The organism is Pelodictyon clathratiforme (genome assembly GCF_982375515.1).
In genome coordinates, this window is the sequence record NZ_OZ455102.1 from 2,217,986 (window position 1) to 2,241,697 (window position 23,712).

Below are 23,712 nucleotides of genomic sequence, written 5' to 3' on the forward strand. Positions count from 1 at the left end.
GATTCCCTTTGCCGGAGTCAAGCATGAAAATATGGTTTGTCCGCTACATATGAAAACGTTATCAGGAATAGAGCCACAAAGCGCTGCCGTCACAAAAAAAAATCCCGGGTTCCTCATCGATACCATCAGGCAATCGAAACCGTTCATTCTGCTGAAAGAGGCGCTGCGTAGCGCTCTGCCTGATAAAACAGGCTGTTATGACCCGGCTGATGTGGCCGGCCTGCAGGGCTCACTCTCTTCAATCATGGCTGCAACCCTGTTTACTGACCTCCCCTCCCCTCTCATGCTGCTTTGCGGCCAGAACAGCTTCGAGCGCTATGAAAATGATTTTGCGGCGCTTCTTCCTAAAGAGTGCATCTGCAATACATCGGATGAACTCTCTCTCTCTATCGGAGCGCTATCTACCGGAAAAAAATCGCTTATCCTCTCTTTTTTCGATGATCTTGACGTCACACTCTGCCAGCCAGGCGAAGCAGAAAACCGGATTTTCCGTCTGAAAACAGAGTTCGATGCGGGATATGAACCCCTGAAACGCTTTTTGACGGCCAACAGCTTTGAACAAAGAGAGTTTGTTGAAGATGAAGGCGAGTTTTCGGTGCGGGGCTCAATCATCGATGTCTTCCCTTTTGGAGCAGGTGAACCCCTGCGCATAGAATTTTTCGGCGATACCATCACCTCACTGCGAGTATTCGATATCAACAGTCAGCTCTCAGGAAAAACTTTGCTGGCAGCCGATCTCACGGCCAGCTTTACCGATGCCCTGAACAGCGCCCCGGAGAGCGAAACAACCATTCTTGACTATCTTGATCCGGCAACCCTCATCATCATTGATGATTCAACCGAGTTTGCATTGCGGGATAACCATGAGAGCCTCACCATGGCGCTTTCACGCTTCCGCACTGTCAGAATCAGCCAACTCTCGCCTTCTGCAATAGATTTCTGTTCCGGCCCCCAGAAAAAACTGAACGCCAATTTCCGTTCGCTTGCCGCCCAACTCCAGCAGGAAACTGCAGAACACAAAAAGCCGCTTTTTGCAACCAGTTCACGCCGCGAGATCGCTGAATTGACAGATTTTCTTGCAGAGGAAATTTCAAGTTCAAAAAAAACCGGACAACTTGAAGCGAGCTGGATTCCGGTCAATTTGCATACCGGATTTACTTTTGGCGATCTTGATCTCTATACCGAATCCGATATCTTCGGCAAGCTGCACGCCCATAAAGCACACCGGAAACGGAAAATCCGGGGAATTTCACTCAAAGATCTCCAGAAGCTTAAAGTTGGCGATTATGTTGTCCATGAGGATTACGGTATCGGAATTTTCCGCTCCCTTGAAACCATAACGGCAGGGAATTCCGAACAGGAGTGTGTGCTTGTTGAATATGCCGGAGGAGACAAGCTTTTTGTCAATATCCAGAATATCCGGCTGCTCTCGAAATATACCGCATCCGAAAGCTCTCTTCCTGCCCTCTCAAAACTTGGCAGTTCAAAATGGGCGGCAAAAAAGGATAAAGTTCGCAAGCAGCTCCGCGATATTGCCATCAATCTGATCAAGGTTTATGCACAGCGAAAAATGCAAATCGGATTTGGTTTTGCTCCCGACTCCATCTACATGCGGGAGTTCGAAGCCTCATTTATTTTTGACGAAACGCCCGATCAGCTCAAGGCGATTCATGACGTCAAAAAAGATATGCAGGAGCCCCACCCGATGGATCGTCTGATCTGCGGTGACGCCGGATTCGGAAAAACCGAGATTGCCATGAGGGCCGCATTCAAGGCGGTGGAATCGGGCAAACAGGTTGCCGTACTGACCCCAACAACCATTCTTTCTCACCAGCACGCAGAATCCTTTACCAGAAGATTTGAAAATTTCCCGATTTCAATAGCCGTGCTCAGCCGTTTTGTGCCACGCAAGGAGCAGCAGAAGGTTATTAAAAGAATAGCAGAGGGAACCATTGATATTGTAATCGGCACTCACCGGCTGGTCTCAAAGGATGTGCTCTTCAAGGATCTCGGACTCCTCGTCATTGATGAAGAGCAGCACTTTGGCGTAGAGGTAAAAGAGAAGCTGCGTGAACAGTTCCCCGGAGTCGATACGCTGACCATGTCGGCCACACCCATTCCGCGAACCCTGCAGTTTTCCATGCTTGGCGCCAGGGATCTCTCCATTGTCTCGACCCCTCCAAAAAACCGCCAGCCCGTTGAAACCCTTATTACCGACTATGATCCGGCGCTCATTCAATCGGCTATCCGCCGGGAAATAAAGCGGGAGGGGCAGGTCTTTTTTCTGCATAACCGCATTGCATCGCTTGACGATATTCTCCAGACACTCCGCGAGCTTGTTCCCTCGGCCCGGATTGTTTTCGCTCATGGCCAACTGCCCCCGAGAGAGCTTGAAAAGATCATGATGGATTTCATGCAAAAAGAGGTAGACGTGCTCATCTCTACCACCATCATTGGCTCCGGGCTCGACATCTCCAATGCCAATACCATAATCATCAACCGCGCCGACATGTTTGGACTCTCTGATCTCTACCAGTTGCGCGGAAGAGTTGGAAGAAGTGAACGAAAGGCTTACTGCTACCTTATCGCACCACCGCTGAATACCCTGAAAAAAGAGGCCGTTCAGCGTCTTGCCGTTATTGAGAGCTTTACTGAACTGGGATCTGGTTTCAACATCGCCCTGCGCGACCTTGATATCCGGGGAGCAGGCAACCTGCTCGGAGCGGAGCAGTCGGGATACATCCATGAACTCGGCTTCGATCTCTACCAGAAAATGCTTGAAGAGACCGTTGCCGAACTCAAATCGACCGAGTTCAGCCACATGTTTTCCGCCGAAGGCGCCAAGGCCGCAAGAAGCGCCAAAACGTGTGACCTGCTCTTCTTTTTTGATGCCCTCATTCCGGAATACTATCTCACCGCAACCCCTGAGCGCTTCGCCTTTTATGACAAAATTGCGAAAGCCTCAACAGAGCATAAGGTCGATACCCTCGAGGCAGAGCTCAAGGATCGCTTCGGCCCCCTCCCCGAAGAGGTCGGAAACCTGCTGCTGCTGACAAAACTCAAAATCACGGGATCGGCGCTCGGACTGGAAAAAATTGACCTCCAGCCACAAAGCGCCATCCTCTTTCTGCCCGATCAGGATAACGACCATCTTGCCAACAAGGCCTTCCTCCAATACCTCTTTGTATCAGTGCAGGAACCCTGGATGGAGGAGTATAAACCGGGATTCAAGATGGATAAAAAGATGAAGCTGGTGCTGCACCACCCTTCCGGCAGCGATACATCACCGGCAGGACTGCTCCACCGGTACACCGAGCTGCTGAAAAAACTTGAGCTGGCTTCGAAGGAGATGGCATTATAACCCCGCTTCAATTCCATGAATTTGTTGATTTACTGCAACTTTTGCTCTTGCGTTGATGTTCAAAATACAAGACATAATTGGTCTTATATTTTTAGAATCATAACAGTACATCATCATGCATATCACGATCAATAATCAGCAGTATGAGGCAAACGAGGGTGACCGGTTACTTGATATCGCTCGTACGAATCATGCTCACATAGGCTATTTCTGCGGGGGGAATGGAATTTGTCAAACCTGCTATGTCAGGGTTCTTGAAGGCAGTGAGCTTCTCTCTCCGCTCAGTGAAGAGGAAAAAGCGCTCCTTTCTGATGCTCTTTTGAGCGAGGGGACAAGAATGGGCTGTATGGCTAAAGTTGAAAAACCCGGGACGATAAGGATCATATCAGCAGTCGAAGAGGTCAAGCAAATGGTTGAAACCAATCCGCTGCAATTGGCAGGGTATGCCGCCAAAATGGGCAGGGAGGCGCTTGTAAAGTTTCCCGAAACCATGCAGTTGCAGTCGAAAAGGGAGTTTGATCTGTGGCAACTCTTTTCTGACATTGTCGGTGGCATCGGAAATGCTTTCCAGCTTTTCTTCCAGGCCTTTACCGCGCCGCTATCGTGTGATAGTCAACATGAGGAGGGCTGCTGCGTCAGGCCCTTTGCAGAGAAATCAACTGCCTCTGAACCATCATGCAGCAGCAACAAAGGGAAGATAACCACGATGACGAGAGCGCATATTGCAGCATAATAAGCGAATGTATCTTTCAGGAGATGAGTTGCAGCTTCAATCGAACCCTTTATGCTGATCGGAGCAAAGAGGTTTGGTTGAGGCTGCGGCAAAATTTTGTATATTTTGTATCGAAGGAAGTCAATTACGGTTTAATTAACTCACCATTAATTACAAAAAACCATGATCATATTCATCAACGATAAACCTTGTGAAGCAAAAACAGGTGATTTGCTCCTGAAGGTTGCGCAACGTCATAACTGCCACATTGGTTATATCTGCGGGGGAAATGGTATCTGCCAGAGTTGCTTTGTTTATGTCAAGGAGGGGATGGACTCTCTTTCAGCTCCGAACAATATTGAAAAGGCCTTTATTTCTGATAAACTGTTTCAGGAGGGAGGAAGGCTTGCCTGTCAGTGTGTGATTATCAAAGAGGGAACTGTTCGGCTTCTTTCAAGGGCCGAGAACCTCAAACGCATTGTTCTCTCTCTGAACGTACCTGGTTTTATCACCTATGCCCAAACCATTGGCTATAATGTTGTCAATAAACTGCCTGAAGGTGCAGGTACCCTTGTTGACAGAATCAAAAAGGGGCAGATAAGTCCGGGCGATTCTCTCGGCAAAATTGGCAACGGGGTGGTTCAGGCATCACAACTGCTTTCCAGTACCGTTATGGAATCCTTCCCCTTTCTGCAATACCCCGCTACCATCCTTGCCGATGGAGCCAAGGGCGCATTGAAAGGTGCAACAGAGATGGTATGCACTGTTTCAGGAGGACGTCTGCATTTGCCAGGAACAGATGCTTCCTGCTGCAAGAGTGAAAAAACTCCGGTTATTGAGCCGGTAAAAATATCTGTAAAGTAGTTTTTCCCCTTTTTTGATCGGGGGCCAGAAACAACAACCATTGAATTGCTGATGGGGTACTCTTCTGATATCGGAAATGTTGAGTTTGAGCTTGGTGCCAAAACCCTTGAGCGCTGGCTGATAAAGCCTGAGAAAACGATGGAAATTGTTCTTGGGATTCCCCGTGAACGGCTTCAGGATGAACGCCGGGTGGCTATATCACCTCCCGGTGTTCAGATACTCGTTGAGCAGGGCATCAAGGTTATCGTTGAAAAATCTGCCGGTAATTTCTGTAACTTCACCGATCTCGCATATGGCGAAGCTGGAGCAACCATTGCCGAATCCCCGGAGGAGCTCTACCAGCAGTCGAATGTCATTGTGAAGGTCTCTCCCCCGATGACCGAAGAGCTTCCCCTTTTTATGCCAGGTCAGATGCTCATCTCAGCCCTCCATCTTGGAACAATCACCCCGGATCTGATAAAAGCACTGATCGAGAAGAATATTACCGCTCTCGGATTTGAGTTTATCGAAACAAGGGATGGCGAGCTGCCGATTGTCAGGACGCTGAGCGAAATCGCCGGTTCACTGGCCATACAGACAGCGGCCAAATACCTTGAAACAGGTTACGGGGGCAGCGGCATTCTCCTTGGAGGCATTGCAGGTGTTCCACCGGCCTGGGTCACCATTATCGGGGCTGGAACCGTCGGGCTTTTTGCCGCACAGGATGCGCTTGGACTCGGTGCGCAGGTTACCGTTATCGATAAGGAGATCAATCGGTTGCGACGATTCGAAGCATTTTTCAACCGTCACCTTGTCACCGCCATTGCAAACGATCATTACATTGCCGAAATTGCGAAGATGTCGGACGTTCTGATTGGCGCACTGAGCCCGCGTCAGAAAATCATCAAGCCACTGGTCAGCGAACAGGTGGTCAAGTCGATGAAGCCCGGTTCGGTGATTATTGATGTCTCGATTGATCAGGGTGCCTGTTTCGCTACCAGCCGCCATACATCCCACACCAATCCCATTTATGTCAAGCACGGCGTTACCCATTACTGCGTACCGAATATCCCGTCAGCCGTCGCAAAAACAGCCTCTTTCGCCCTGACCAATACCCTTTTGCCTTTTCTTCTGAAACTGACAGGACATGAGACCGTTTCAGAGATTCTCTGGAAAAGTCACAGTTTGCGGAAGGGAACCTACATTTTCAAGGGCTATGTCACACAAAAAATTCTTGCTGAATTGACAGACATTCCTTTCAGAGAGATCGATATGCTACTTGCTGCCTCCTGACGCTCCCGATTACACTAACGGATCAAGCGGCTTGCCAAATTTTCTGGCAATCAGGGATGCGCACGATACCCCCGAATAGGTTACGGCTATGACGCCCTGCCCGGGAAAAGTACTGTCGCCTACAGCAAAGAGATTTTTTATCGGTGTTGTGTTCTGGGGTTTCTGGAGAATACTCTGCCCCGGTTTGAGCAGAGGCCCGTATGATCCTTTAAAGCGATTGAGATAGCGCTCATGGGTAAGCGGCGTAGCAAGTACCTTTAGTTTTACAGCTTTCGATAATCCGGGTAAAATCCGCTCTATCCGGAAAATTATCCCGGCTGCAACCTCATCCTTTGCTGCAAGGTAGGCACTGCTACCCCTCTCATAATGTTGCCACTCTTCAACCTCTCCAGTAACGAAAGCATGAACAATATGTCTGCCGGGAGGCGCCAGTGATGGATCAAGAATGGTTGGTGCAGAAAAATAGATGGTTCCTCCCAACTGGTTATAGCTCTTCCAGTCGTCGACCAGAATATGGTGCATATGAAACCCTTCGGGAATAACAGAAGCATCAACACCGAGAAAAAGCTGGAACCAGCTCGGCGCCCTCAGAAAACGTTTTTCATCCACCCTGTAGCGCGAGTCGATAACAAGGCGATTAAAGGTATCCCAGACTGTTGCATTGCTGATTACCGCTTTTGCATAGTACTCTGTGCCATCGGCAAGCCTGACGCCACGGGCCTCACCGTTGCTGACCAGAATCTCGGTAACCTCTGATTGATAACAAATACGTCCGCCAAACTTCCTGATCCCCTTGCAAAGCCCATCAGGAATAGCGCCGGAACCGCCGATCGGATAATTGATGCCGCCGAAATGGCGATCGGCAAGACAGATGCTGGCATTGACCAGTGGGGTTGCAAGAGCATCCTGCACCGCCCAGGAGTAGGCCTCAATGTCGATAAAATGGAGCAGTTCTTCATCCTTAATATAACTTCTGGCGGTTTTCCCCATTGAACGAAAGCTTTTCAGCGCAAGAGCCATGGTCTTGAGAGGATGTGCAGCACCGACCGAGAGCAGATGTGTCACATCCTCAAGCGAGCCCGCAGGCAGAGCGCTGAGAATGTCATAAACCTCCGTGAGCTCATGATAAAATTTTCTGATTCCGTCACTCTCATGCGGAAAACGAGCGGCAAGAGCATCAAGAAATGCTTGTTGGTTATAAGAGGCTGGTAGAGAAAAACCACCGGGCAGGTGATAATGGATCTGAACAGGGTCAAAAATTGTGAGCACCTCAATATCGAGCTTTCTGAATATTCGCGTATGCAGGTTCAGGGTGCCACTGCTGCTATTGTCACCAAAACCATAAAAAACCGATGCTCCGGCATCAAAACGATACCCCTCCCGCTGGAAAGAAGAGCAACTTCCCCCCGCATATCGGTTCTTCTCGAAAACAAGGGTTGAAATGCCCCTCTCCTGAAGCAATGCTGCTGCAGTGAGCCCTCCAACTCCTGAACCGATAACAATCACATCAGCAGAAAGATCAGCGGATACATTCATGGAACACATGCCTTTGGATTATGTTTACGAAGTTCAGAAAAGCCTTAAAGTATATTGCTTTAAATATATTAATTTATGAAAAGATTCTTCGGAATGCAAAACAACGTTTCTTTGAACCCTGGAAGATATCATCCCATGGATAAACCTGATCCTGCTCGCGACTTAAAAACCGGGACAAAAAAAGAGACGCTCTCCCGAGATGAGCGACGAAAGCAACTTGAGTTTCAAAATGAAGCCGTTGTTCATCTTAACGCCCTCTATAACTATGCTCTTCACTTGACCATGAATCCAAGTGATGCTGAGGATCTGGTGCAGGAGACCTATCTGAAGGCATATAGATTTTTTAATTCTTTTGAGCGGGGAACAAACTGTAAGGCATGGCTGTTTAAAATCCTGAAAAACAACTATATCAACCGCTTCAGGAAAAATTCGAAGGAACCTGGAAAAGTTGATTATGATCTTATTAAAGATTTTTATCATTCAATCAAAGACACCCGAAGTGATACCACTGAGTCAGAAAGCGATTATTTCCATTCATTGCTGCACGAAGAGGTCTATCAGGCGCTTCACTCTCTGCCCGAGGAGTTCAGGGAGGTGATTCAGTTGTGTGATATTGAGGGATTTACCTATGAGGAAATTGCAAATATGGTAGAAAGCCCTATCGGAACGGTGAGGTCAAGGTTATATCGGGGCAGGAAGCTGCTTCGCAGTCAGCTTGAGGGATATGCAAAGAAATACGGCTTCAACACCGATAACGTTCAATAAATCGAGACGCACAAACTTTTTTTTACTATGAACTGCAAAAAGGCCAGCGTGCTTATGAGTGCCTCTCTGGATGGAGAGCTTTCCCACCTTGAAGAGCAGGATTTTCTCCTTCACATTTCGGAGTGCAAAGAGTGCCACAGAGAGTTTGAGGAGGCAAAAAAAACCAAAATGATCATCAGGGAAAAAATTATCCAGTTCAAGGCCCCTCAGACGTTGGTTATGTCAATCATGCAGCTTACCAGTTTCAATACCAAAGAGCACGAAGACACCCTCCTTTGTGAATAGCACCTGCTGCCCGGGTTATTCACTCTGGAAAATAATTCATATCTTGTCCGGTTTGAATTGTACGAATTAATAGCTATATACTCGTTCACGTTAACAATAGATTATCACTGCATAAAGGGAGGCAGTACTCCCCGGCGGTAACCAGGTATCCCATGAGCAAAACGGTCACGATTACAGAAGAAGATGTAAAAAAATGGCATCTTAATATGCCTGATGAGATGTTTGAAGCGGTTTCCAATCGATTCAAGCTGCTCTCTGAACCAATGAGACTGAGAATTTTACGTGTGCTTTGTGAGAGCGAGCATACCGTTCAGGAAATTGTCAATGAAATACACGCAAGCCAGGCAAACATCTCAAAACATCTGGCCCTGATGTATGAGAGTGGTGTTGTAACCCGCAGGAAAGAGGGCTTGAAATGCTATTATCGTATCGCTGACGATAGTGTTATCTACGCTTGTTATCTGAGTTCAAAAAGTGTAGTTGATAACCTTCAGGAGCGACTTTGCTGGGTACAAAAAGTCCAGTCTAACCTCTCCAGTTGACACTCTTTCCATTTTCCGCATCTCAATCCGGCACGCCTCCTCCTTTACGCCTCCTCCGCCTGACTTTTTGTCATACTGACACCAAATTCATGACATTTTCGCTATCAACAAGTCATTTTGATGAAACTCCCTCAGGTGAAAAGGCGTATTTCAGTTTTGGCATGGTTTTTGATGTTTATTAGCATGGAATTGTTCATTACCATCAATTACTGTAATCATAACAAACAAGAGCGAAAAGGAGATTACCATGCTGGTACAATTAGCGAAAGACCCAATGAGACTGTTTGATGATATCTGGTCAGGTGCACAACAGCCTTCAGCCCCGGCTTTTAAGGTTGATATTTCAGAAGATGAGGCCGGATTCCATATTGATGCCGAACTTCCCGGTATCGCCAAAGAGAATGTGGTACTCCACATTGAAGATGATGTACTGACCATCAAAGCAGAGAGAACGGCGGAAACGGAAGAGAGCAAGAAAAATTATCATCGTATTGAGAGGAGCTCCGGAAGTTTTTCAAGGAGTTTTAATCTTGGTGAAATGATTGATCAGGAGAGCATCAGTGCAGATTTCAAGAACGGAATACTTCATGTAACGCTTCCGAAAGCTGTGCCGGTAAAGAAGAAAAAAGAGATTACGATTAATTAAAATCACGTTCAGGAACCACCCGAACTCAGACATTATTAGTTGTAAAACTGTTTTATATCACATTCAAAACAAGGAATAGACATTATGGGTAAAATTATCGGCATCGACCTTGGCACGACGAACTCTTGTGTTTCGGTTATGCAGGGATCGCAGCCAACAGTTATCGAAAATTCAGAGGGAAACCGTACAACACCCTCTATCATAGCCTTAACCAAAACCGGTGATCGTTTGGTTGGCCAGGCTGCAAAAAGACAGGCGATAACCAATCCGAAGAACACGATCTTTTCTATCAAGCGTTTCATGGGACGCAAATATGATGAAATCAATGACGAAAAAAAGCTTGCTCCCTATGAAATTATCAACGAAGGTGGTGAAGCCCGCGTAAAAATCAATGACAAAATCTATTCTCCCCAGGAAGTTTCAGCAATGATCCTGCAGAAAATGAAGCAGACGGCTGAGGACTTTCTTGGTGAAAAAGTTACCGAAGCAGTCATCACGGTGCCGGCATACTTCAATGATGCCCAGCGGCAGGCGACAAAAGATGCCGGGCGTATTGCCGGACTTGATGTCAAGCGTATCATCAATGAACCTACCGCTGCTGCTCTTGCCTACGGCCTTGACAGAAAGCAGACGAGTGAAAAAGTTGCGGTCTTCGATCTTGGTGGAGGAACATTTGATATCTCCGTTCTTGAGCTTGGTGATGGTGTTTTTGAGGTGAAGTCAACTGACGGCGATACCCATCTCGGCGGTGACAACTTTGACCAGAAAATTATCGATTATATTGCTGACGAGTTTAAAAAACAGGAGGGTATTGATCTTCGCAAGGATGCCATTACCCTTCAGCGCTTGAAGGAAGCCGCTGAAAAAGCAAAAATCGAACTCTCTTCAAGGACTGATACCGAAATCAATCTTCCCTTCATTACTGCAACACAGGAAGGGCCGAAACACCTGGTGATCAATCTCACCCGTGCAAAATTCGAGGCATTGTGCGCTGATCTGTTCGACAAGATTCTTGATCCCTGTCGTCGTGCCATCAAGAATTCCAAGCTTGAGATGAAGGAGATCGACGAGGTGGTTCTTGTTGGAGGTTCCACCCGTATACCAAAAGTGCAGGCTTTGGTCAAAGACTTTTTCGGCAAAGAGCCGAACAAAAGTGTCAATCCTGATGAAGTTGTTGCTATCGGCGCGGCTATTCAGGGTGGTGTTCTGAAAGGTGACGTCACTGATGTTCTGCTGCTTGATGTAACACCTCTTTCGCTTGGTATTGAAACCCTTGGCGGTGTAATGACGAAGCTCATCGATGCAAACACCACTATTCCGACAAGAAAGCAGGAGGTTTTTTCAACTGCAGGTGATAATCAGACCTCGGTTGAGGTACATGTTTTACAGGGAGAGCGCCCAATGGCTACCGACAACAAAACACTGGGTCGGTTCCACCTTGGCGATATTCCTCCCTCTCCAAGAGGCATACCACAGATCGAAGTGACGTTTGATATCGATTCCAACGGTATTCTGCATGTTTCAGCAAAAGACAAGGCAACAGGAAAAGAGCAGAGCATCAAAATTGAATCGAGCAGCAAGCTCACCGACGCTGAAATCAGCAAAATGAAGGAGGACGCAAAAGAACATGCTGCTGAAGATCAGAAACGCAAGGAAGAGATCGACACCAGAAATATTGCAGACTCCCTGATTTTCAGCACTGAAAAACAGTTGAAAGAGCTCGGCGATAAAATACCGGCAGACAAACGTCCCGTACTGGAAGGTTCGCTTGAAAAACTCAAGGAAGCTTACAAGAACGGAACCGTTGAGTCTCTTAAAAGTGCGATGGAGGAGCTCAACAAGGAGTGGAGTGAGATTGCCTCTCATCTCTACCAGTCTCAGGGTCCGGAATCGTCACAGCCTGAAACGGCAGCACAGAGTGACAGCGGTGAAAAATCGAAAAAAAATAGCGGCGATGGTAATGTTGAAAATGCTGAATACGAAGTTATTGACGGCAACGACAAATAAGCTGTAAAAAGATCTCGTCTTGAACAAAGGGATTCCTGTGTGAATCCCTTTGTTTATTTAACCGGGTTTTGCTAATTTGAACACTGTTGAAGGTAGAACACCAGAGTGTGATATATTTGCAAATTTTAACCGTGCAAACAATGCAACCTCAGCTCAGCCGTCCGAACACCGGCGATAACCAGGTCAGGGTAAGTACAGCAGGGCCATGGTCAGGCAATGCTGCTCATAAAGCAGAAAAGTATTTTATCACCTCAGCAAAAAGAGATAATCGTGGTAACCTTCAGGTGCAGATAAGTCCCTCTTCGGGACGAAGAAAGTTATCGCCGACAAAGGTTATGATCGATAAAATCATTTCCGGGGAAATTGAACTCTTTGTTCTTACGACACAGCCTGATATCGGTATTGATATCAAGAAGAAGATTATTGACAACGAGAATCGTTATGTCATTGACTTTGACAATCGTGGAATAAAATGGACCATGAGGGATATCCCTGTCTTTTACAGCTCATTATTACGGGAACTTTGCATTGAGATTGACCGGCGAACCTATACACTTGATGAATTTTTCAAGTAATTGATAATTCACGGCTTTGCAAGTTGAGCTGGCTTTGAAGTCACGGCTCTCTCAAAAAGATGGAAATCAATAAAAAAGGCTATCCGGAGGGGTGGCCTTTTTTATTGACAGATTCTGAATCACACTCTTATTGCGAAATAGTGAGCCCGGCATTATCCATTAGGTCAGATGCTTATAGTAAACGAAAAAGCTGCCTCATAACGTGAGTCATGAGACAGCAGCTCCATTGTTCTGTTCATTTCATAAGAGAGATGGATGAACTATTGCAATTTTTTGCGCGCCTGAGTCGCTTGAGGTGCATCAGGATAAACGTTGACCAGATCCTTGAACCTTGCCTTTGCGTTGGCAGGGTCGCCTATAAATTCAAAGGAGAGCGCCTGTTTGTAGAGCGCTTCAGGACGTTTGTTGCTTTTGAGGTATTTGGCAATCACAACCTGATATTCAAGAATGGCCTTTTCATACCATTTTTCACCAAAATAGCTCTCCGCTATAAAGAACTGTGCCTGATCGGCAAGAGCAGATGGCGGTGTGCGTTGCATCAGTAAACCGAAACTTTCCCGTGAAGCAACATAATTTTTACTTTTGAGTCTCTCCCGCCCCTCTTCAAGCAATGCGGCATCAGTAAGAGCAGAAGGCTTTTGAGCGCTCTGTACCGTATCATTCTGTTGTAACGGCGCTGCTGAAGGGGGGCTCTGCTCTTTGGCAAGAGCAATATATTGCTCCATTTTCTGCAACCTCAACTCCAGCTCATCAACCTTGTGCACAAGGAGGGAATCCTCCATACCAAGGCGACCAAAAGTCAGCCGATTATTATGAGAAATCTCCTCAATACTGCCCTGTAAGCGAGAAACATCATCCCGAACCTGTTGAACATCCGAATAGGAGACCGCAGACTGCGACTTAATGGTTTCCGAATCCGTTTTGAGCTTTTTCAGATTATCTTCAACAACGAGAAGATCCTGTTTTGATGCACAGGCCGACAGTGCAAGAACTGGAAGAAAAAGAAAAGGTCTTATCTTTTTATACATGGTCAGCAAAGGATTCTTCATACCATTATTTTACGACAAAATGCGCCCGACGGTTTTTTGCCCAGGACTCTTCATTACTGCCGGCAGCAAATGGACGCTCTTCGCCATAACTCACCGTTTCAAGACGGGATGGAGCCACACCAAACCTGACCAGATACTCTTTAGCACTTATCGCCCTGCGATCGCCAAGCGCAAGATTGTATTCTGAAGTACCCCTCTCATCACAATGACCTTCAATAAGAGCTCCTTTGCGAGCATTGCTTCCCATCCATACTCCATTTTGGTGGAGTTGCTCCTGAGCCTCGGCACTCAGCGTAGCGCTGTCATAATCAAAAAACACATCGCCCAGAGGTCCGGTTTGCCATTGATCAAATCCATAACCGGATGGTGAGGATGGCAACAATGGTAAAGACGGCGACGACGATGAAGGTAATGATGCGGAACCACTCCCTGCACTCCCTGCATCAGGGGTCACTGCACTTTTTGATGAACATCCAGCGGTCACCATCAAGGCCAGAACAATGATGCCGTTTATTTTTTTTGTCATGGATCCAATTCAATTAAACATTGATAAAAAAAGGGGCAGCAAGAACAACAACCTGCCCCTTGTCGTCTTCAACAAAACATCTCTTTATTCCGCAACAAAGTGTGCCCTTCTGTTCTGAGCCCATGCCTCTTCATTGCTGCCGTCAGCAAATGGTTTTTCCTCACCGAAACTAACCGTCTTCAGACGGACAGGAGCAACACCCAAATTGACGATGTAATCCTTTGCACTGTTTGCACGGCGCTGGCCAAGAGCAAGGTTATACTCCGCAGTGCCTCTTTCATCGCAATGCCCTTCGATGATGACACTCTTCTCTGTATTTGCCTGTATCCAGTTGAAATTGGTTTTCAACTGCTCAACGGCATCTGCGCGGAGCTCAGAACGGTCAAAATCATAGAAAACATCGCCAAGACCAGGCATTACAACCACAACTGGCGGAGGTGGAGGAGGAAGTGGTGGTGGTGGTGGGGCCACAACGACCTCTTTTCCGCAACCACATGCACCAAGAAACAGCATGGTCGGAATAACAAGACTTCTCAATAACGGCTTCATAGTTTTCATTTGTCCCCCTTTTTCATTGTTTATGTTACAAAATATACCGCACTAACGTAAAGACCAGGATGGCTGCGTCTGCTGACCATCAACCTGCAATAAAGCCCTCTGTTTATCCCCTTTCGAATCCATTGTGTAAAGTTTCTGTTTTCCTGAGCGGTTAGACGAAAACACTATCATCTGTCCATCCGGAGACCACGAGGGGCAGATGTTCTCTCCGCATCGCCGTGTTAACTGCATGAGCCCTGAGCCATCAGCACTCACGGTAAATATATTTATTTCACCATTCTTTTCCCATGTTGTATAGGCAATTTTATCTCCGGCAGGAGACCATGATGGCTGGGTATTATAACGGCCACTGAACGTCAATCTTTTTACCTGACCAGACTGAATATCCTGGATAAAGATCTGGGGAAGACCATTTCTTGAAGAGACAAATGCCATCTTGCTGCCATCGGGAGAAAACGCAGGAGAAATATCAATACTCCTGCTATTGGTAAGCCTTCGCGAAAGTGTGCCATCAGTTTTAACAAGATAAATCTGCTGATTGCCATCAAAGGAGAGTGTTGCTGCCACCTCGCTGCCACTTCTCCAGGCAGGGTCAATACTGACACCACTATTGCCAACTGACGCAGTTTTCCTCTCACCAAGGTTCTGGATACGAAGAACAGAACGGCCAGAAGAAAAATCAATGTAGGCAAGATGTCTTCCATCCGGAGAAAGAGATGGATTCATGGTAATCGATCTCGAATTGGTCAGTTGCTCAACTCCATATCCATCAAAATCACACTGATAGATCTCTTTATACCCGGTATTATTCGAAACAAAAACAATTTTACTGCCAAATACAGAAGATTTACCGGTAAGAAGTGCAACAAGATCAGCGCAGAACGCATGACCGATTGAACGAAGTTCATCCTCCTTGCCCGTATAGGTTTTCCTTAAAAGCAATCTGGAGCCAGCAGTCTCGTAGACCGACATATCCAGATTGATCATTCCTGACTTTATCGTAACCGTACCTCCTGCATAGACCTCTGCACCTACCGAAGTCAGTGCTCCAAAATTGATGACAACACTCTTTTTGTCACTGTTGTCCATAATATTAAGAGGTGGAGGAAGCATGGAGAATATCCCTGCAAAATCGAGACCATCATGCATAACGGTATCAAGACCCTGCCCAAATCGGGACTCCTTTTTTCCATCTGCATGGAGCTTGTCGAGTACAAGAACAATATTGCCAGACCCCTCTTTACGGATGGCTATATACTCTCCTGTCTCTCCCGTCTCGCCTGCACAGAGGTGCAGAGGAAATACGAGCAGAAAAAAGAGCGCCACAAAAATGCCAGAGAAAACATGTTTAAAAAATCGCACCATAACACAACAACGCTTTAGCTGTTACACATAATCTGATAACCTGCCGACCTTATACGAAACCAAAAGAACATGTTTCTGCTCTAAACAACAATGGCAGACTAAACATCACCACAATAAGCATACTCAAGGCAAATATATAAAAAAAGTTTTTTCCACACCAGCCAGCCACGAACCCTACTCAATACCTTCCGGAGTAAACACAAATCCAATCCAAACATCCCTGAACCCCTCCTCTTTCGGCAAAACAGGAAGAGGTGATGATTTTTCAAGGGCTTTTTTTACTGAACTGTTCAAATATTCACTTGGCGCCCTCTTATCAAAAATAATCTGGCGAATCGTCCCATCAGCAATAATGTTAATACGAACATAGACACTCATGCCGTAACTGTTTTTCAGCATCTGCCCGGAAAAAACCCAGTTCCGCTGAATAATTGACGCAATTTCAGCTTTATAGGGATCTGCAGTTCCACCACCACCACTCCCCTTTCCCGCACCACTTCTGCCACCGGACGAGCCGGGTTTTCCGCCGCCACTACCCTGCAAAGGCTGTTTATCAGAGCTCACCTTCTGCTGAAGCGTCGCAAGCGCTTTGTTCAAAGCACTGGCAGATGGTTGCGGTAATTGCGCTGTTTTCTTTTCAATGTTTTGCTTGAGCCGCTGAAGAGCTGTACTCATATCAGAGGGCTTTTCAACAACCTTCGGCTTCAGTGGTTCCACAGAAATTTTTTTTGGAGGCTCCACAACAACCTGCTTAAGGGCAGGCGGCTGCGGTTTTTCCGGCAACGCCTCCTTAACGACCTTGTTGACAACAGGGGGAGGAGTATTGATTTGAGGCTCTGCAGAGGGTGCTTCGGTACTACCACCCTTCCCTTCAGATCGTTGAGGCGAACCACCGGAACCGGGTAGGGAAACAAGAGAGACACTCACAATTTTCAGCTTGACATGCCGGCCAGCATCCCATAACTGGAGATAAACAGCTAAAAAAAACACCATGGCATGCATTACTGCCGCAGCAACAAGCCAAAGCAAAAACTTTTGTTCTGCAGAAACATGATTACGACTTTTTTTCATAAACGCACCTATATCCCGCCTTCCCTCGAAATGGGAACGGGTTCGGTCACCATGCCAATCTTCTCAATTCCGGCATCCCTGATCTGGGCCATAACATCCATTACCAGACCATAAGGTAATGATTTATCAGCCTTAAGGTAAACCTCTCCTGTTTGCTTGACATCAAGAATCATCGGAAGCTTCTGACGAACCTCTGAAGCATTCAACTGATATTGATTGATAAAGACCCTCCGCGAAGCATCAATACTGATCACAAGAGCCTTTTCATGCACATCCATTTTCTGATGAGTCGTTTGTGGCGTTTCAACCTTTACACCATGCGTCATCATGGGAGCGGTTACCATAAAAATGATCAGCAGCACGAGCATGACATCAACAAACGGTGTTACGTTAATATCACTCATCAACCGGCCTTTTCCCGATGTTATCATATCTACGGTTCGTTAATGAATGCTGAAACAAATTCAGGAGAAAACTCCTCAAGGTCCCGCTCGATCATGCCGATCTGCTGTGCAAAAAAGTTATAGCCCATCACAGCAGGAATAGCCGCAGCAAGGCCTGCTGCCGTAGCAATAAGGGCTTCTGAAATACCGGGAGCAACCGCAGCAAGCGAAGCGGATTGAGTCATGCCAATGTTCTGAAATGAATTCATAATCCCCCATACCGTGCCAAAAAGTCCGATAAAGGGCGCCGTATTACCAACTGTTGCAAGAAAAGGAACAAGAGTTGACAGCCGCTTGTTTTCCGCATTGACCTCACGTTTCATTGCCCGGGCAATACGGGCTCGCCCCTGCCGGAGATCACTCTTGTCGCCAAGCGACCGGTATTCAATATAACAGGCACGAAAAACCCTTGGCAGTGAACCCGTTCTGAAATTCTCGCATTCCGTAAAAACCTTATCGACATTACTGACTGCAAAAAAATAGTCAAGAAAAAGCCTCGACTCACGCAAGGATTTTCTGAGATAACCAAATTTAAACGCAATGATTGCCCATGATATGACAGAAAATGCAAGAAGAATGGAAAGCACCATCAACACAACCGGTCCGGCATCCGAAAACAGGCCAAAAATCCCGAGTCTGGAATCAAACATACGCGTACAAGCAATTAAAATTCATTAAAACAGATGAACATTCTGGATAACCACATAGGCTAACGCCGAACCGGAAAGGGCACAAAGCGTATTGACCAGATCATTATTGACCAGAGGGGTGCCTTTAAGCAACCTGTTTTCAACCAGAACACCATCAGGCGACATACTATGGGTTCTCTCCGTTACCTTTTCACGGATTGGATCAAAATACTGAGCCTGAACAGTTGCTCCGAAAAAACTGTCAACCAGGCTGGCAAGAAGCCCTGAAAATCCAATAAGAAGAAAAGACTGCAGGACACCGAAATCCATCAACCAACGGACATTGATCACCATCGCACTGGCACAGATAAAGAGGGAACCAAGAAAGGCCCCTGAAGTACCTGGTACAGAAACACCACCAGAAGTTCCAACAGGCACCTCTCTGAAAGTAGTCACTAACCAGGCTTTTGGATTCGGCCACATCGTACCGATTTCCGTCGCCCAGGTATCAGCCTGTACTGCAGCAAGCGTTCCGAGATAGGCAAAAAAGATTGCAGGATCATTGGTCAACGAAAAAGCAATCATCAGAATCCAGGCTATTCCCCCGTTGGCATAAACCTGACCGGCATCCCGCTGCGACCCTTTTTCAAAGACCAGATCAAATTTCGCCTTCCGCTTCTTGCCCAATTTCGACAAGACCGACGACAACAGATAAAAGGTTAGAAGCGGAACTGTCCACTCTATCCCTCCGATACCAAAAATAGTTGTTCCCAGCAAAAATGTGGCCGTTGCCCCGCTGTTATTAAGAAATTTGACCTTGATTGAAAAAACAGCCAAAAGAAAAGCAAAAAGTCCACCAAGAAGAAAACGCTCAAGAAGAATGGTATGATTCATCTCAAGAACATAGAGCACATAAGCGATAGATACCGGAATAAAAAAATTATCGAGACCATGGGATAAAAGCGCCTCAACAGCCGTGGCTACAAGAGTAAGAAGAAGCGCAAGCGCTAAAAGCATCAACACCGACTTTCCGGCCAACCCTCCTGTGAAATTCTCGCTGAATACCATAAGAGCTGCGCTGAGAAGCAAAAAGCTGCTGACAAACATGGTGAGCGATCCCTCGAAAGTCTTGGGGTTTTTAGTCATATGCTCAATGTGCTTTTTACCAACTGAACTGCCAACAAGCGCCGCAAGAGAGTCACTGACGCCCATGACAAGCATAGAGGTCTGTAGTATCCATTTATGAGACTCCCAGAGAAAAAGAAGCTGAAGCAGAAAAACCAGAGGGAAAAGAAGCGAACCATAACTTTTTACTGCCGGTGACTGAGCGCTCTTCTCTTCAGGCAGGGCAAGCAGAGAACCAAACCATTGAAATCGAATGTTCAATCCATTAAAACAGAGAAAAATGGATGCTGCAAGCGCAGGATAAAAATTGGAATGGAAATAGGCCGGTATGAAAAAGATAACAACACCCATCGAGAGGTGAACAATTTTCCTGACAACAAGAGCGCTGACACTGAATTTCCTTGTCAACAGTTCGGCAAGAACAACAAAAAGCAGGATAAGGCAGAGCGTCAGGAAAAAGGCTGGAAAATCCTGAGGCAATGGAGCTTGGAGATTCAGCATGAGTCGATAGTTAATTCTGGTTGGACAAAAGGTGTAACGATAACGGTACAGAATAAACAGCAAATATCCATCAGATTATAACATTTTTAATGTTTGTTTTAATAAAACTTAAAATGTAATTTGCCTCCAGTTTTCGTTTTATACCGAAAAAACCTTTTCCATAAATGTCTGCATTCACATCACAGACCAGATTCTCCAGCAGCAGCGCCGAAACGGCTGCACCTTCGAGTGCACCCTTTTCCTGCGGTTTGGCCCCATATTTGTTGAACTCCCTCAATTCCAGGATCGTCATCATGGTCACTGTGGCTGTCCCACTGGTGAGCGTGTCCGTACTCTGAAACCCAGAGTCGATCCCAAGTCCATTTCTCTCTTTTCAATTGTATGTTCACTGTGGCTTCGGGATCGGCAGCCTCGGGGAAGATATCTGTTAATCGCCAAAAAAACTTACTGCCATGAGATCTGATACCATAAAAACAGGGTTTGAAAAAGCGCCGCACCGCAGTCTTCTTAAAGCTACCGGTTCTATTGTCTCAAATAATGACTTTAAAAAACCCTTTATCGGGATCTGTAACTCCTATAACGAACTCATCCCGGGCCACTCCCACCTGCAGGAGCTGGGTCGCATCGCAAAAGAGGAGGTTCGTAAAGCAGGAGGAGTGCCTTTCGAGTTCAATACCATCGGGGTATGCGACGGCATTGCAATGGGCCATATCGGTATGCGCTACTCGCTTGCAAGCCGTGAACTGATAGCCGACAGTGTCGAAACCGTTGCACAAGCCCACTGCCTCGACGGGCTTGTCTGTATTCCAAACTGCGACAAAATCACTCCTGGCATGATGATGGCCGCGCTGCGCATCAACATCCCGGTTATCTTTGTCTCCGGCGGCCCCATGAAAGCCGGCCACACCCCTTCAGGTCAAACGGTTGACCTGATCTCGGTCTTTGAAGCTGTCGGCCAGTTCAGCGCCGGTAAAATCGGCAACGAAGAACTTGAATCCATTGAAGAGAGCGCCTGCCCGGGTTGCGGCTCCTGTTCGGGCATGTTCACCGCAAACTCAATGAACTGCCTCAGTGAAGCGCTTGGCTTTGCCCTGCCCGGCAATGGCACCATCCTCGCCATTGATCCACGGCGCAACGAGCTGGTCAGAGAGGCCTCCCGCCGCATTATTGATCTCGTTAAAAAAGATATCAAGCCACGCGATATTCTCTCGCGCAACGCCCTGCTCAACGCTTTTGCCCTTGATTTCGCAATGGGAGGCAGCACCAACACCATCCTGCATACACTCGCCATTGCAAACGAAGCTGAGCTCGATTTTAATTTTTCTGAGTTGAACGCCCTTTCAGCCAAAACACCCTATATCTGCAAGGTCAGCCCTGCAACAATGGCTGTCCATATCGAAGATGTAGACCGGGCAGGTGGTGTATCGGCTATCCTTCATGAGCTCAGCAGAATTGACGGACTGCTTGACCTCTCCACCTTAACCGTAACCGGCAAAACACTTGGCGAAAACATCGCCGACGCAGAGATTCTTGACTACACCGTCATCAGAAGTATTGACGAACCCTACTCCGCAACGGGCGGCCTTGCCGTTCTTTTCGGAAACCTTGCTCCGCAGGGAGCCGTGGTCAAAACCGGTGCAGTAGCCCCTGAGATGATGAAGCATACCGGTCCGGCGAAAATCTATGACTGCCAGGACGACGCCATCAAAGGCATTATGGGTGATGATGTCAAGGCCGGAGATGTGGTCGTGATCCGCTATGAAGGCCCTAAAGGAGGTCCCGGAATGCCGGAAATGCTCTCTCCCACCAGCGCCATCATGGGCCGCGGGCTTGGAGAGTCGGTTGCACTCATTACCGACGGACGCTTCTCAGGAGGATCAAGAGGAGCCTGTATAGGCCATATTTCTCCCGAAGCTGCCGAGCGCGGCCCGATTGCCGCTTTGCATAACGGTGACTTAATCACCATTGATATTCCGTCAAGGAGCATCTCGGTCAATCTGACCGAAGAAACGATCAATGAGCGGCTGGCAGCGCTAAAGCCGTTTGAACCAAAAATAAAAAAAGGATATCTGGCCAGATATGCACAAATGGTCACCTCTGCCAATACCGGAGCAATCCTGAAAAATCCTGTTTCCTGTGAACCTAAATAAAACAGCCATGCAAGCATCAGGCCAAACACTCAATGGCTCAGAAATATTTTTCGAATGTCTGCGACGTGAAAACGTTGAATATATTTTCGGCTATCCGGGCGGATCTCTGCTGAAAGTTTACGAGACACTCTATGATATCGAAGACATCAAGCACATTCTGGTCCGTCATGAACAGGGCGCAACCCACATGGCCGAGGGATATGCCCGCGCCACGGGAAAGCCCGGTGTTGTTCTTGTCACCTCCGGCCCCGGAGCAACAAACACCGTCACCGGAATTGCCAACGCCTATATGGACTCCTCTCCAATGGTGGTCTTTACCGGACAGGTTCCCAGCTCACTGATTGGCAACGACGCCTTTCAGGAGGCTGATATTGTGGGCATCACCCGACCGATAACCAAGCACAACTTCCTTGTCAAGGATGTCAGGGAGCTTGCCATAACCATCCGAAAAGCCTTTTTCCTTGCAACAAACGGCAGGCCAGGACCGGTTCTTGTTGATATGCCAAAAGACATCCTGAATGCATCATGCCTCTTTCAGTGGCCTGAAACGGTTGATATCCGAGGCTTCAAACCAACCCTCAAATGCCACATCAACCAGATTCAAAAGGCGGCGCATAAAATTGCCAATGCAAAACGCCCCCTTCTTTACATCGGTGGCGGGGTTATCAGTGCGGAAGCATCCGAAGAGCTCCGCGCCTTTGCCATACAGCAGAATATACCGGTCACCATGACCCTTCAGGGGCTTGGTTCCTTTCCCGGAAACCATCCACTCAGCATGGGGATGCTCGGCATGCACGGCACCTACTGGGCAAACCGTGCGGTCAATGCCTGTGATCTCCTGATTGCTGTTGGTGCACGCTTCGACGACCGGGTCACCGGCAAAGTAGATACCTTTGCACCACAGGCATACAAGATCCATAATGACATCGACCCCACCAACGTTGACAAAAACGTCAAGGTTGACCTGCCCATTGTTGGTGACGCAAAACACTTTCTCTCTTCACTCATCGAAGAGATGCCCGACACGGTCGAAGAGCGCACAGCATGGCTTGCCCAAATCCATGAGTGGCAGGAGATGTGCCCGCTGACCTACAAAAGCGATGACAACGAGCTCAGAACCGAATTTGTTATTGACGAAGTTTCAAAACAAACCCAGGGCAACGCCGTAGTAGTCACCGATGTAGGCCAGCATCAGATGTGGACTTCGCAGTTCTATACCTTCATCAATCCACGATCGATCATCACCAGCGGTGGACTCGGCACCATGGGCTACGGCTTGCCTGCTGCCATCGGAGCCGCCTACGGCATTACGGATCGCCCGGTTGTTCTCTTCAGCGGAGATGGAGGCTTTATGATGAATGTCCAGGAGCTTGTTACAGCGGTACATGGTAAAGTCCCGATAAAGATCTTCCTGATCAACAACAGCTTTCTCGGTATGGTCCGCCAGTGGCAAGAGCTTTTCCACCAGGAAAAATACTCCTTTACCGATATTGGCGACAGCAACCCCGACTTTGTCAAGGTTGCTGAAGCATTCGGCTGCAAGGCCATCATGGCCGACAATCCTGATCGTGCCAGAGAGGCGATCAAGGAGGCGCTTGCCTGGAACGAAGGGCCGGTTCTTGTTGATTTCAGGGTTTTCAAAAAAGATATGGTCTTCCCTATGGTTCCCGCCGGAGGCTCAATTTCAGATATGCTCCTGGAACGGTTGAATCCAAAAACAATGGTCTGAA

At 47.3% G+C, this 23,712-nt stretch carries 22 protein-coding genes; 12 read left to right on the plus strand and 10 right to left on the minus strand.

What is annotated here, in order from left to right:
• Window positions 1–49: 49 nt before the first annotated feature.
• From mfd to AC56AD_RS10860, 4 genes are all read left to right on the plus strand, one after another.
• The gene (gene mfd, locus AC56AD_RS10845; RefSeq protein WP_012508827.1) at window positions 50–3,361 is read left to right on the plus strand and encodes a transcription-repair coupling factor; all 3,312 of its coding nucleotides are present in this window, start codon (window positions 50–52) and stop codon (window positions 3,359–3,361) included.
• Window positions 3,362–3,476: 115 nt separating this feature from the next.
• Complete coding sequence (locus tag AC56AD_RS10850) at window positions 3,477–4,094, plus strand: 2Fe-2S iron-sulfur cluster-binding protein (RefSeq protein ID WP_012508828.1); 618 nt, start codon at window positions 3,477–3,479, stop codon at window positions 4,092–4,094.
• A gap of 162 nt (window positions 4,095–4,256) precedes the next feature.
• Window positions 4,257–4,937, plus strand: a complete 681-nt coding sequence (locus AC56AD_RS10855; RefSeq protein WP_012508829.1) for a 2Fe-2S iron-sulfur cluster-binding protein — start codon at window positions 4,257–4,259, stop codon at window positions 4,935–4,937.
• A gap of 51 nt (window positions 4,938–4,988) precedes the next feature.
• Complete coding sequence (locus AC56AD_RS10860; RefSeq protein ID WP_012508830.1) at window positions 4,989–6,209, plus strand: alanine dehydrogenase; 1,221 nt, start codon at window positions 4,989–4,991, stop codon at window positions 6,207–6,209.
• 9 nt (window positions 6,210–6,218) lie between these two features.
• Here AC56AD_RS10860 and AC56AD_RS10865 read toward each other — a convergent pair whose 3' ends face one another.
• Window positions 6,219–7,745, minus strand: a complete 1,527-nt coding sequence (locus AC56AD_RS10865; RefSeq protein ID WP_012508831.1) for an FAD-dependent oxidoreductase — start codon at window positions 7,743–7,745, stop codon at window positions 6,219–6,221.
• A 135-nt stretch (window positions 7,746–7,880) separates the two neighbouring features.
• Here AC56AD_RS10865 and AC56AD_RS10870 point away from each other — a divergent pair, with 135 nt between their 5' ends.
• The 6 genes from AC56AD_RS10870 to pscD all read left to right on the plus strand — a co-directional run bounded on the left by AC56AD_RS10870 (window position 7,881) and on the right by pscD (window position 12,565).
• Window positions 7,881–8,510 (plus strand): sigma-70 family RNA polymerase sigma factor, encoded by a 630-nt coding sequence (locus AC56AD_RS10870; RefSeq protein WP_012508832.1) that lies wholly within the window; start codon window positions 7,881–7,883, stop codon window positions 8,508–8,510.
• A gap of 27 nt (window positions 8,511–8,537) precedes the next feature.
• The gene (locus tag AC56AD_RS10875; RefSeq protein WP_012508833.1) at window positions 8,538–8,795 is read left to right on the plus strand and encodes an anti-sigma factor family protein; all 258 of its coding nucleotides are present in this window, start codon (window positions 8,538–8,540) and stop codon (window positions 8,793–8,795) included.
• A gap of 152 nt (window positions 8,796–8,947) precedes the next feature.
• Complete coding sequence (locus AC56AD_RS10880) at window positions 8,948–9,337, plus strand: ArsR/SmtB family transcription factor (RefSeq protein ID WP_012508834.1); 390 nt, start codon at window positions 8,948–8,950, stop codon at window positions 9,335–9,337.
• A 247-nt stretch (window positions 9,338–9,584) separates the two neighbouring features.
• A complete protein-coding gene (locus AC56AD_RS10885) occupies window positions 9,585–9,983 on the plus strand; it encodes an Hsp20/alpha crystallin family protein (RefSeq protein ID WP_012508835.1) in 399 nt (132 codons plus the stop codon).
• Window positions 9,984–10,067: 84 nt separating this feature from the next.
• Window positions 10,068–11,990: a molecular chaperone DnaK gene (gene dnaK / locus AC56AD_RS10890; RefSeq protein ID WP_012508836.1), complete on the plus strand. Its 1,923-nt coding sequence runs from the start codon at window positions 10,068–10,070 to the stop codon at window positions 11,988–11,990.
• 140 nt (window positions 11,991–12,130) lie between these two features.
• A complete protein-coding gene (gene pscD / locus AC56AD_RS10895) occupies window positions 12,131–12,565 on the plus strand; it encodes a photosystem P840 reaction center protein PscD (protein ID WP_012508837.1) in 435 nt (144 codons plus the stop codon).
• Between the two features lie 260 nt (window positions 12,566–12,825).
• On the opposite strand, the gene AC56AD_RS10900 is transcribed toward pscD, so the two are convergent.
• The 9 genes from AC56AD_RS10900 to AC56AD_RS10940 form a co-directional block, all read right to left on the minus strand.
• Complete coding sequence (locus AC56AD_RS10900; RefSeq protein ID WP_012508838.1) at window positions 12,826–13,614, minus strand: tetratricopeptide repeat protein; 789 nt, start codon at window positions 13,612–13,614, stop codon at window positions 12,826–12,828.
• A gap of 4 nt (window positions 13,615–13,618) precedes the next feature.
• Window positions 13,619–14,140: a peptidoglycan-associated lipoprotein Pal gene (gene pal / locus AC56AD_RS10905; RefSeq protein ID WP_012508839.1), complete on the minus strand. Its 522-nt coding sequence runs from the start codon at window positions 14,138–14,140 to the stop codon at window positions 13,619–13,621.
• Between the two features lie 84 nt (window positions 14,141–14,224).
• The gene (pal, locus tag AC56AD_RS10910) at window positions 14,225–14,698 is read right to left on the minus strand and encodes a peptidoglycan-associated lipoprotein Pal (protein WP_012508840.1); all 474 of its coding nucleotides are present in this window, start codon (window positions 14,696–14,698) and stop codon (window positions 14,225–14,227) included.
• A gap of 42 nt (window positions 14,699–14,740) precedes the next feature.
• Window positions 14,741–16,063 carry a Tol-Pal system beta propeller repeat protein TolB gene (tolB, locus tag AC56AD_RS10915; RefSeq protein WP_012508841.1) on the minus strand — a complete coding sequence of 441 codons (1,323 nt, stop codon included), beginning with the start codon at window positions 16,061–16,063 and terminating at the stop codon, window positions 14,741–14,743.
• Window positions 16,064–16,237: 174 nt separating this feature from the next.
• A complete protein-coding gene (locus AC56AD_RS10920; RefSeq protein ID WP_012508842.1) occupies window positions 16,238–17,134 on the minus strand; it encodes an energy transducer TonB in 897 nt (298 codons plus the stop codon).
• Window positions 17,135–17,142: 8 nt separating this feature from the next.
• Window positions 17,143–17,538 carry a protein TolR gene (tolR, locus tag AC56AD_RS10925; RefSeq protein ID WP_012508843.1) on the minus strand — a complete coding sequence of 132 codons (396 nt, stop codon included), beginning with the start codon at window positions 17,536–17,538 and terminating at the stop codon, window positions 17,143–17,145.
• Between the two features lie 29 nt (window positions 17,539–17,567).
• Window positions 17,568–18,227: a protein TolQ gene (tolQ, locus tag AC56AD_RS10930; protein WP_012508844.1), complete on the minus strand. Its 660-nt coding sequence runs from the start codon at window positions 18,225–18,227 to the stop codon at window positions 17,568–17,570.
• 24 nt (window positions 18,228–18,251) lie between these two features.
• Window positions 18,252–19,832, minus strand: coding sequence for a DUF92 domain-containing protein (locus AC56AD_RS10935; RefSeq protein WP_012508845.1), 1,581 nt, complete (start codon window positions 19,830–19,832; stop codon window positions 18,252–18,254).
• A 70-nt stretch (window positions 19,833–19,902) separates the two neighbouring features.
• Window positions 19,903–20,127, minus strand: a complete 225-nt coding sequence (locus AC56AD_RS10940; RefSeq protein WP_012508846.1) for a hypothetical protein — start codon at window positions 20,125–20,127, stop codon at window positions 19,903–19,905.
• Window positions 20,128–20,284: 157 nt separating this feature from the next.
• Between AC56AD_RS10940 and ilvD the strand changes: the two genes are divergently transcribed.
• Together ilvD and ilvB are read left to right on the plus strand one after the other, a co-directional pair.
• Window positions 20,285–21,982, plus strand: a complete 1,698-nt coding sequence (gene ilvD / locus AC56AD_RS10945) for a dihydroxy-acid dehydratase (RefSeq protein WP_012508847.1) — start codon at window positions 20,285–20,287, stop codon at window positions 21,980–21,982.
• A 7-nt stretch (window positions 21,983–21,989) separates the two neighbouring features.
• Window positions 21,990–23,711 (plus strand): biosynthetic-type acetolactate synthase large subunit, encoded by a 1,722-nt coding sequence (gene ilvB / locus AC56AD_RS10950; RefSeq protein WP_012508848.1) that lies wholly within the window; start codon window positions 21,990–21,992, stop codon window positions 23,709–23,711.
• The last annotated feature ends 1 nt before the right edge of the window (window position 23,712 follow it).

Bases quoted from the DNA above. Each gene is read 5' to 3' on its own strand.
- mfd (WP_012508827.1), top strand. From the start codon at position 50: ATGAAAACGTTATCAGGAATAGAGCCACAAAGCGCTGCCGTCACAAAA.
- AC56AD_RS10850 (WP_012508828.1), top strand. From the start codon at position 3,477: ATGCATATCACGATCAATAATCAGCAGTATGAGGCAAACGAGGGTGAC.
- AC56AD_RS10855 (WP_012508829.1), top strand. From the start codon at position 4,257: ATGATCATATTCATCAACGATAAACCTTGTGAAGCAAAAACAGGTGAT.
- AC56AD_RS10860 (WP_012508830.1), top strand. From the start codon at position 4,989: ATGGGGTACTCTTCTGATATCGGAAATGTTGAGTTTGAGCTTGGTGCC.
- AC56AD_RS10865 (WP_012508831.1), bottom strand. From the start codon at position 7,745: ATGAATGTATCCGCTGATCTTTCTGCTGATGTGATTGTTATCGGTTCA.
- AC56AD_RS10870 (WP_012508832.1), top strand. From the start codon at position 7,881: ATGGATAAACCTGATCCTGCTCGCGACTTAAAAACCGGGACAAAAAAA.
- AC56AD_RS10875 (WP_012508833.1), top strand. From the start codon at position 8,538: ATGAACTGCAAAAAGGCCAGCGTGCTTATGAGTGCCTCTCTGGATGGA.
- AC56AD_RS10880 (WP_012508834.1), top strand. From the start codon at position 8,948: ATGAGCAAAACGGTCACGATTACAGAAGAAGATGTAAAAAAATGGCAT.
- AC56AD_RS10885 (WP_012508835.1), top strand. From the start codon at position 9,585: ATGCTGGTACAATTAGCGAAAGACCCAATGAGACTGTTTGATGATATC.
- dnaK (WP_012508836.1), top strand. From the start codon at position 10,068: ATGGGTAAAATTATCGGCATCGACCTTGGCACGACGAACTCTTGTGTT.
- pscD (WP_012508837.1), top strand. From the start codon at position 12,131: ATGCAACCTCAGCTCAGCCGTCCGAACACCGGCGATAACCAGGTCAGG.
- AC56AD_RS10900 (WP_012508838.1), bottom strand. From the start codon at position 13,614: ATGAAGAATCCTTTGCTGACCATGTATAAAAAGATAAGACCTTTTCTT.
- pal (WP_012508839.1), bottom strand. From the start codon at position 14,140: ATGACAAAAAAAATAAACGGCATCATTGTTCTGGCCTTGATGGTGACC.
- pal (WP_012508840.1), bottom strand. From the start codon at position 14,698: ATGAAAACTATGAAGCCGTTATTGAGAAGTCTTGTTATTCCGACCATG.
- tolB (WP_012508841.1), bottom strand. From the start codon at position 16,063: ATGGTGCGATTTTTTAAACATGTTTTCTCTGGCATTTTTGTGGCGCTC.
- AC56AD_RS10920 (WP_012508842.1), bottom strand. From the start codon at position 17,134: ATGAAAAAAAGTCGTAATCATGTTTCTGCAGAACAAAAGTTTTTGCTT.
- tolR (WP_012508843.1), bottom strand. From the start codon at position 17,538: ATGAGTGATATTAACGTAACACCGTTTGTTGATGTCATGCTCGTGCTG.
- tolQ (WP_012508844.1), bottom strand. From the start codon at position 18,227: ATGTTTGATTCCAGACTCGGGATTTTTGGCCTGTTTTCGGATGCCGGA.
- AC56AD_RS10935 (WP_012508845.1), bottom strand. From the start codon at position 19,832: ATGCTGAATCTCCAAGCTCCATTGCCTCAGGATTTTCCAGCCTTTTTC.
- AC56AD_RS10940 (WP_012508846.1), bottom strand. From the start codon at position 20,127: ATGATGACGATCCTGGAATTGAGGGAGTTCAACAAATATGGGGCCAAA.
- ilvD (WP_012508847.1), top strand. From the start codon at position 20,285: ATGAGATCTGATACCATAAAAACAGGGTTTGAAAAAGCGCCGCACCGC.
- ilvB (WP_012508848.1), top strand. From the start codon at position 21,990: ATGCAAGCATCAGGCCAAACACTCAATGGCTCAGAAATATTTTTCGAA.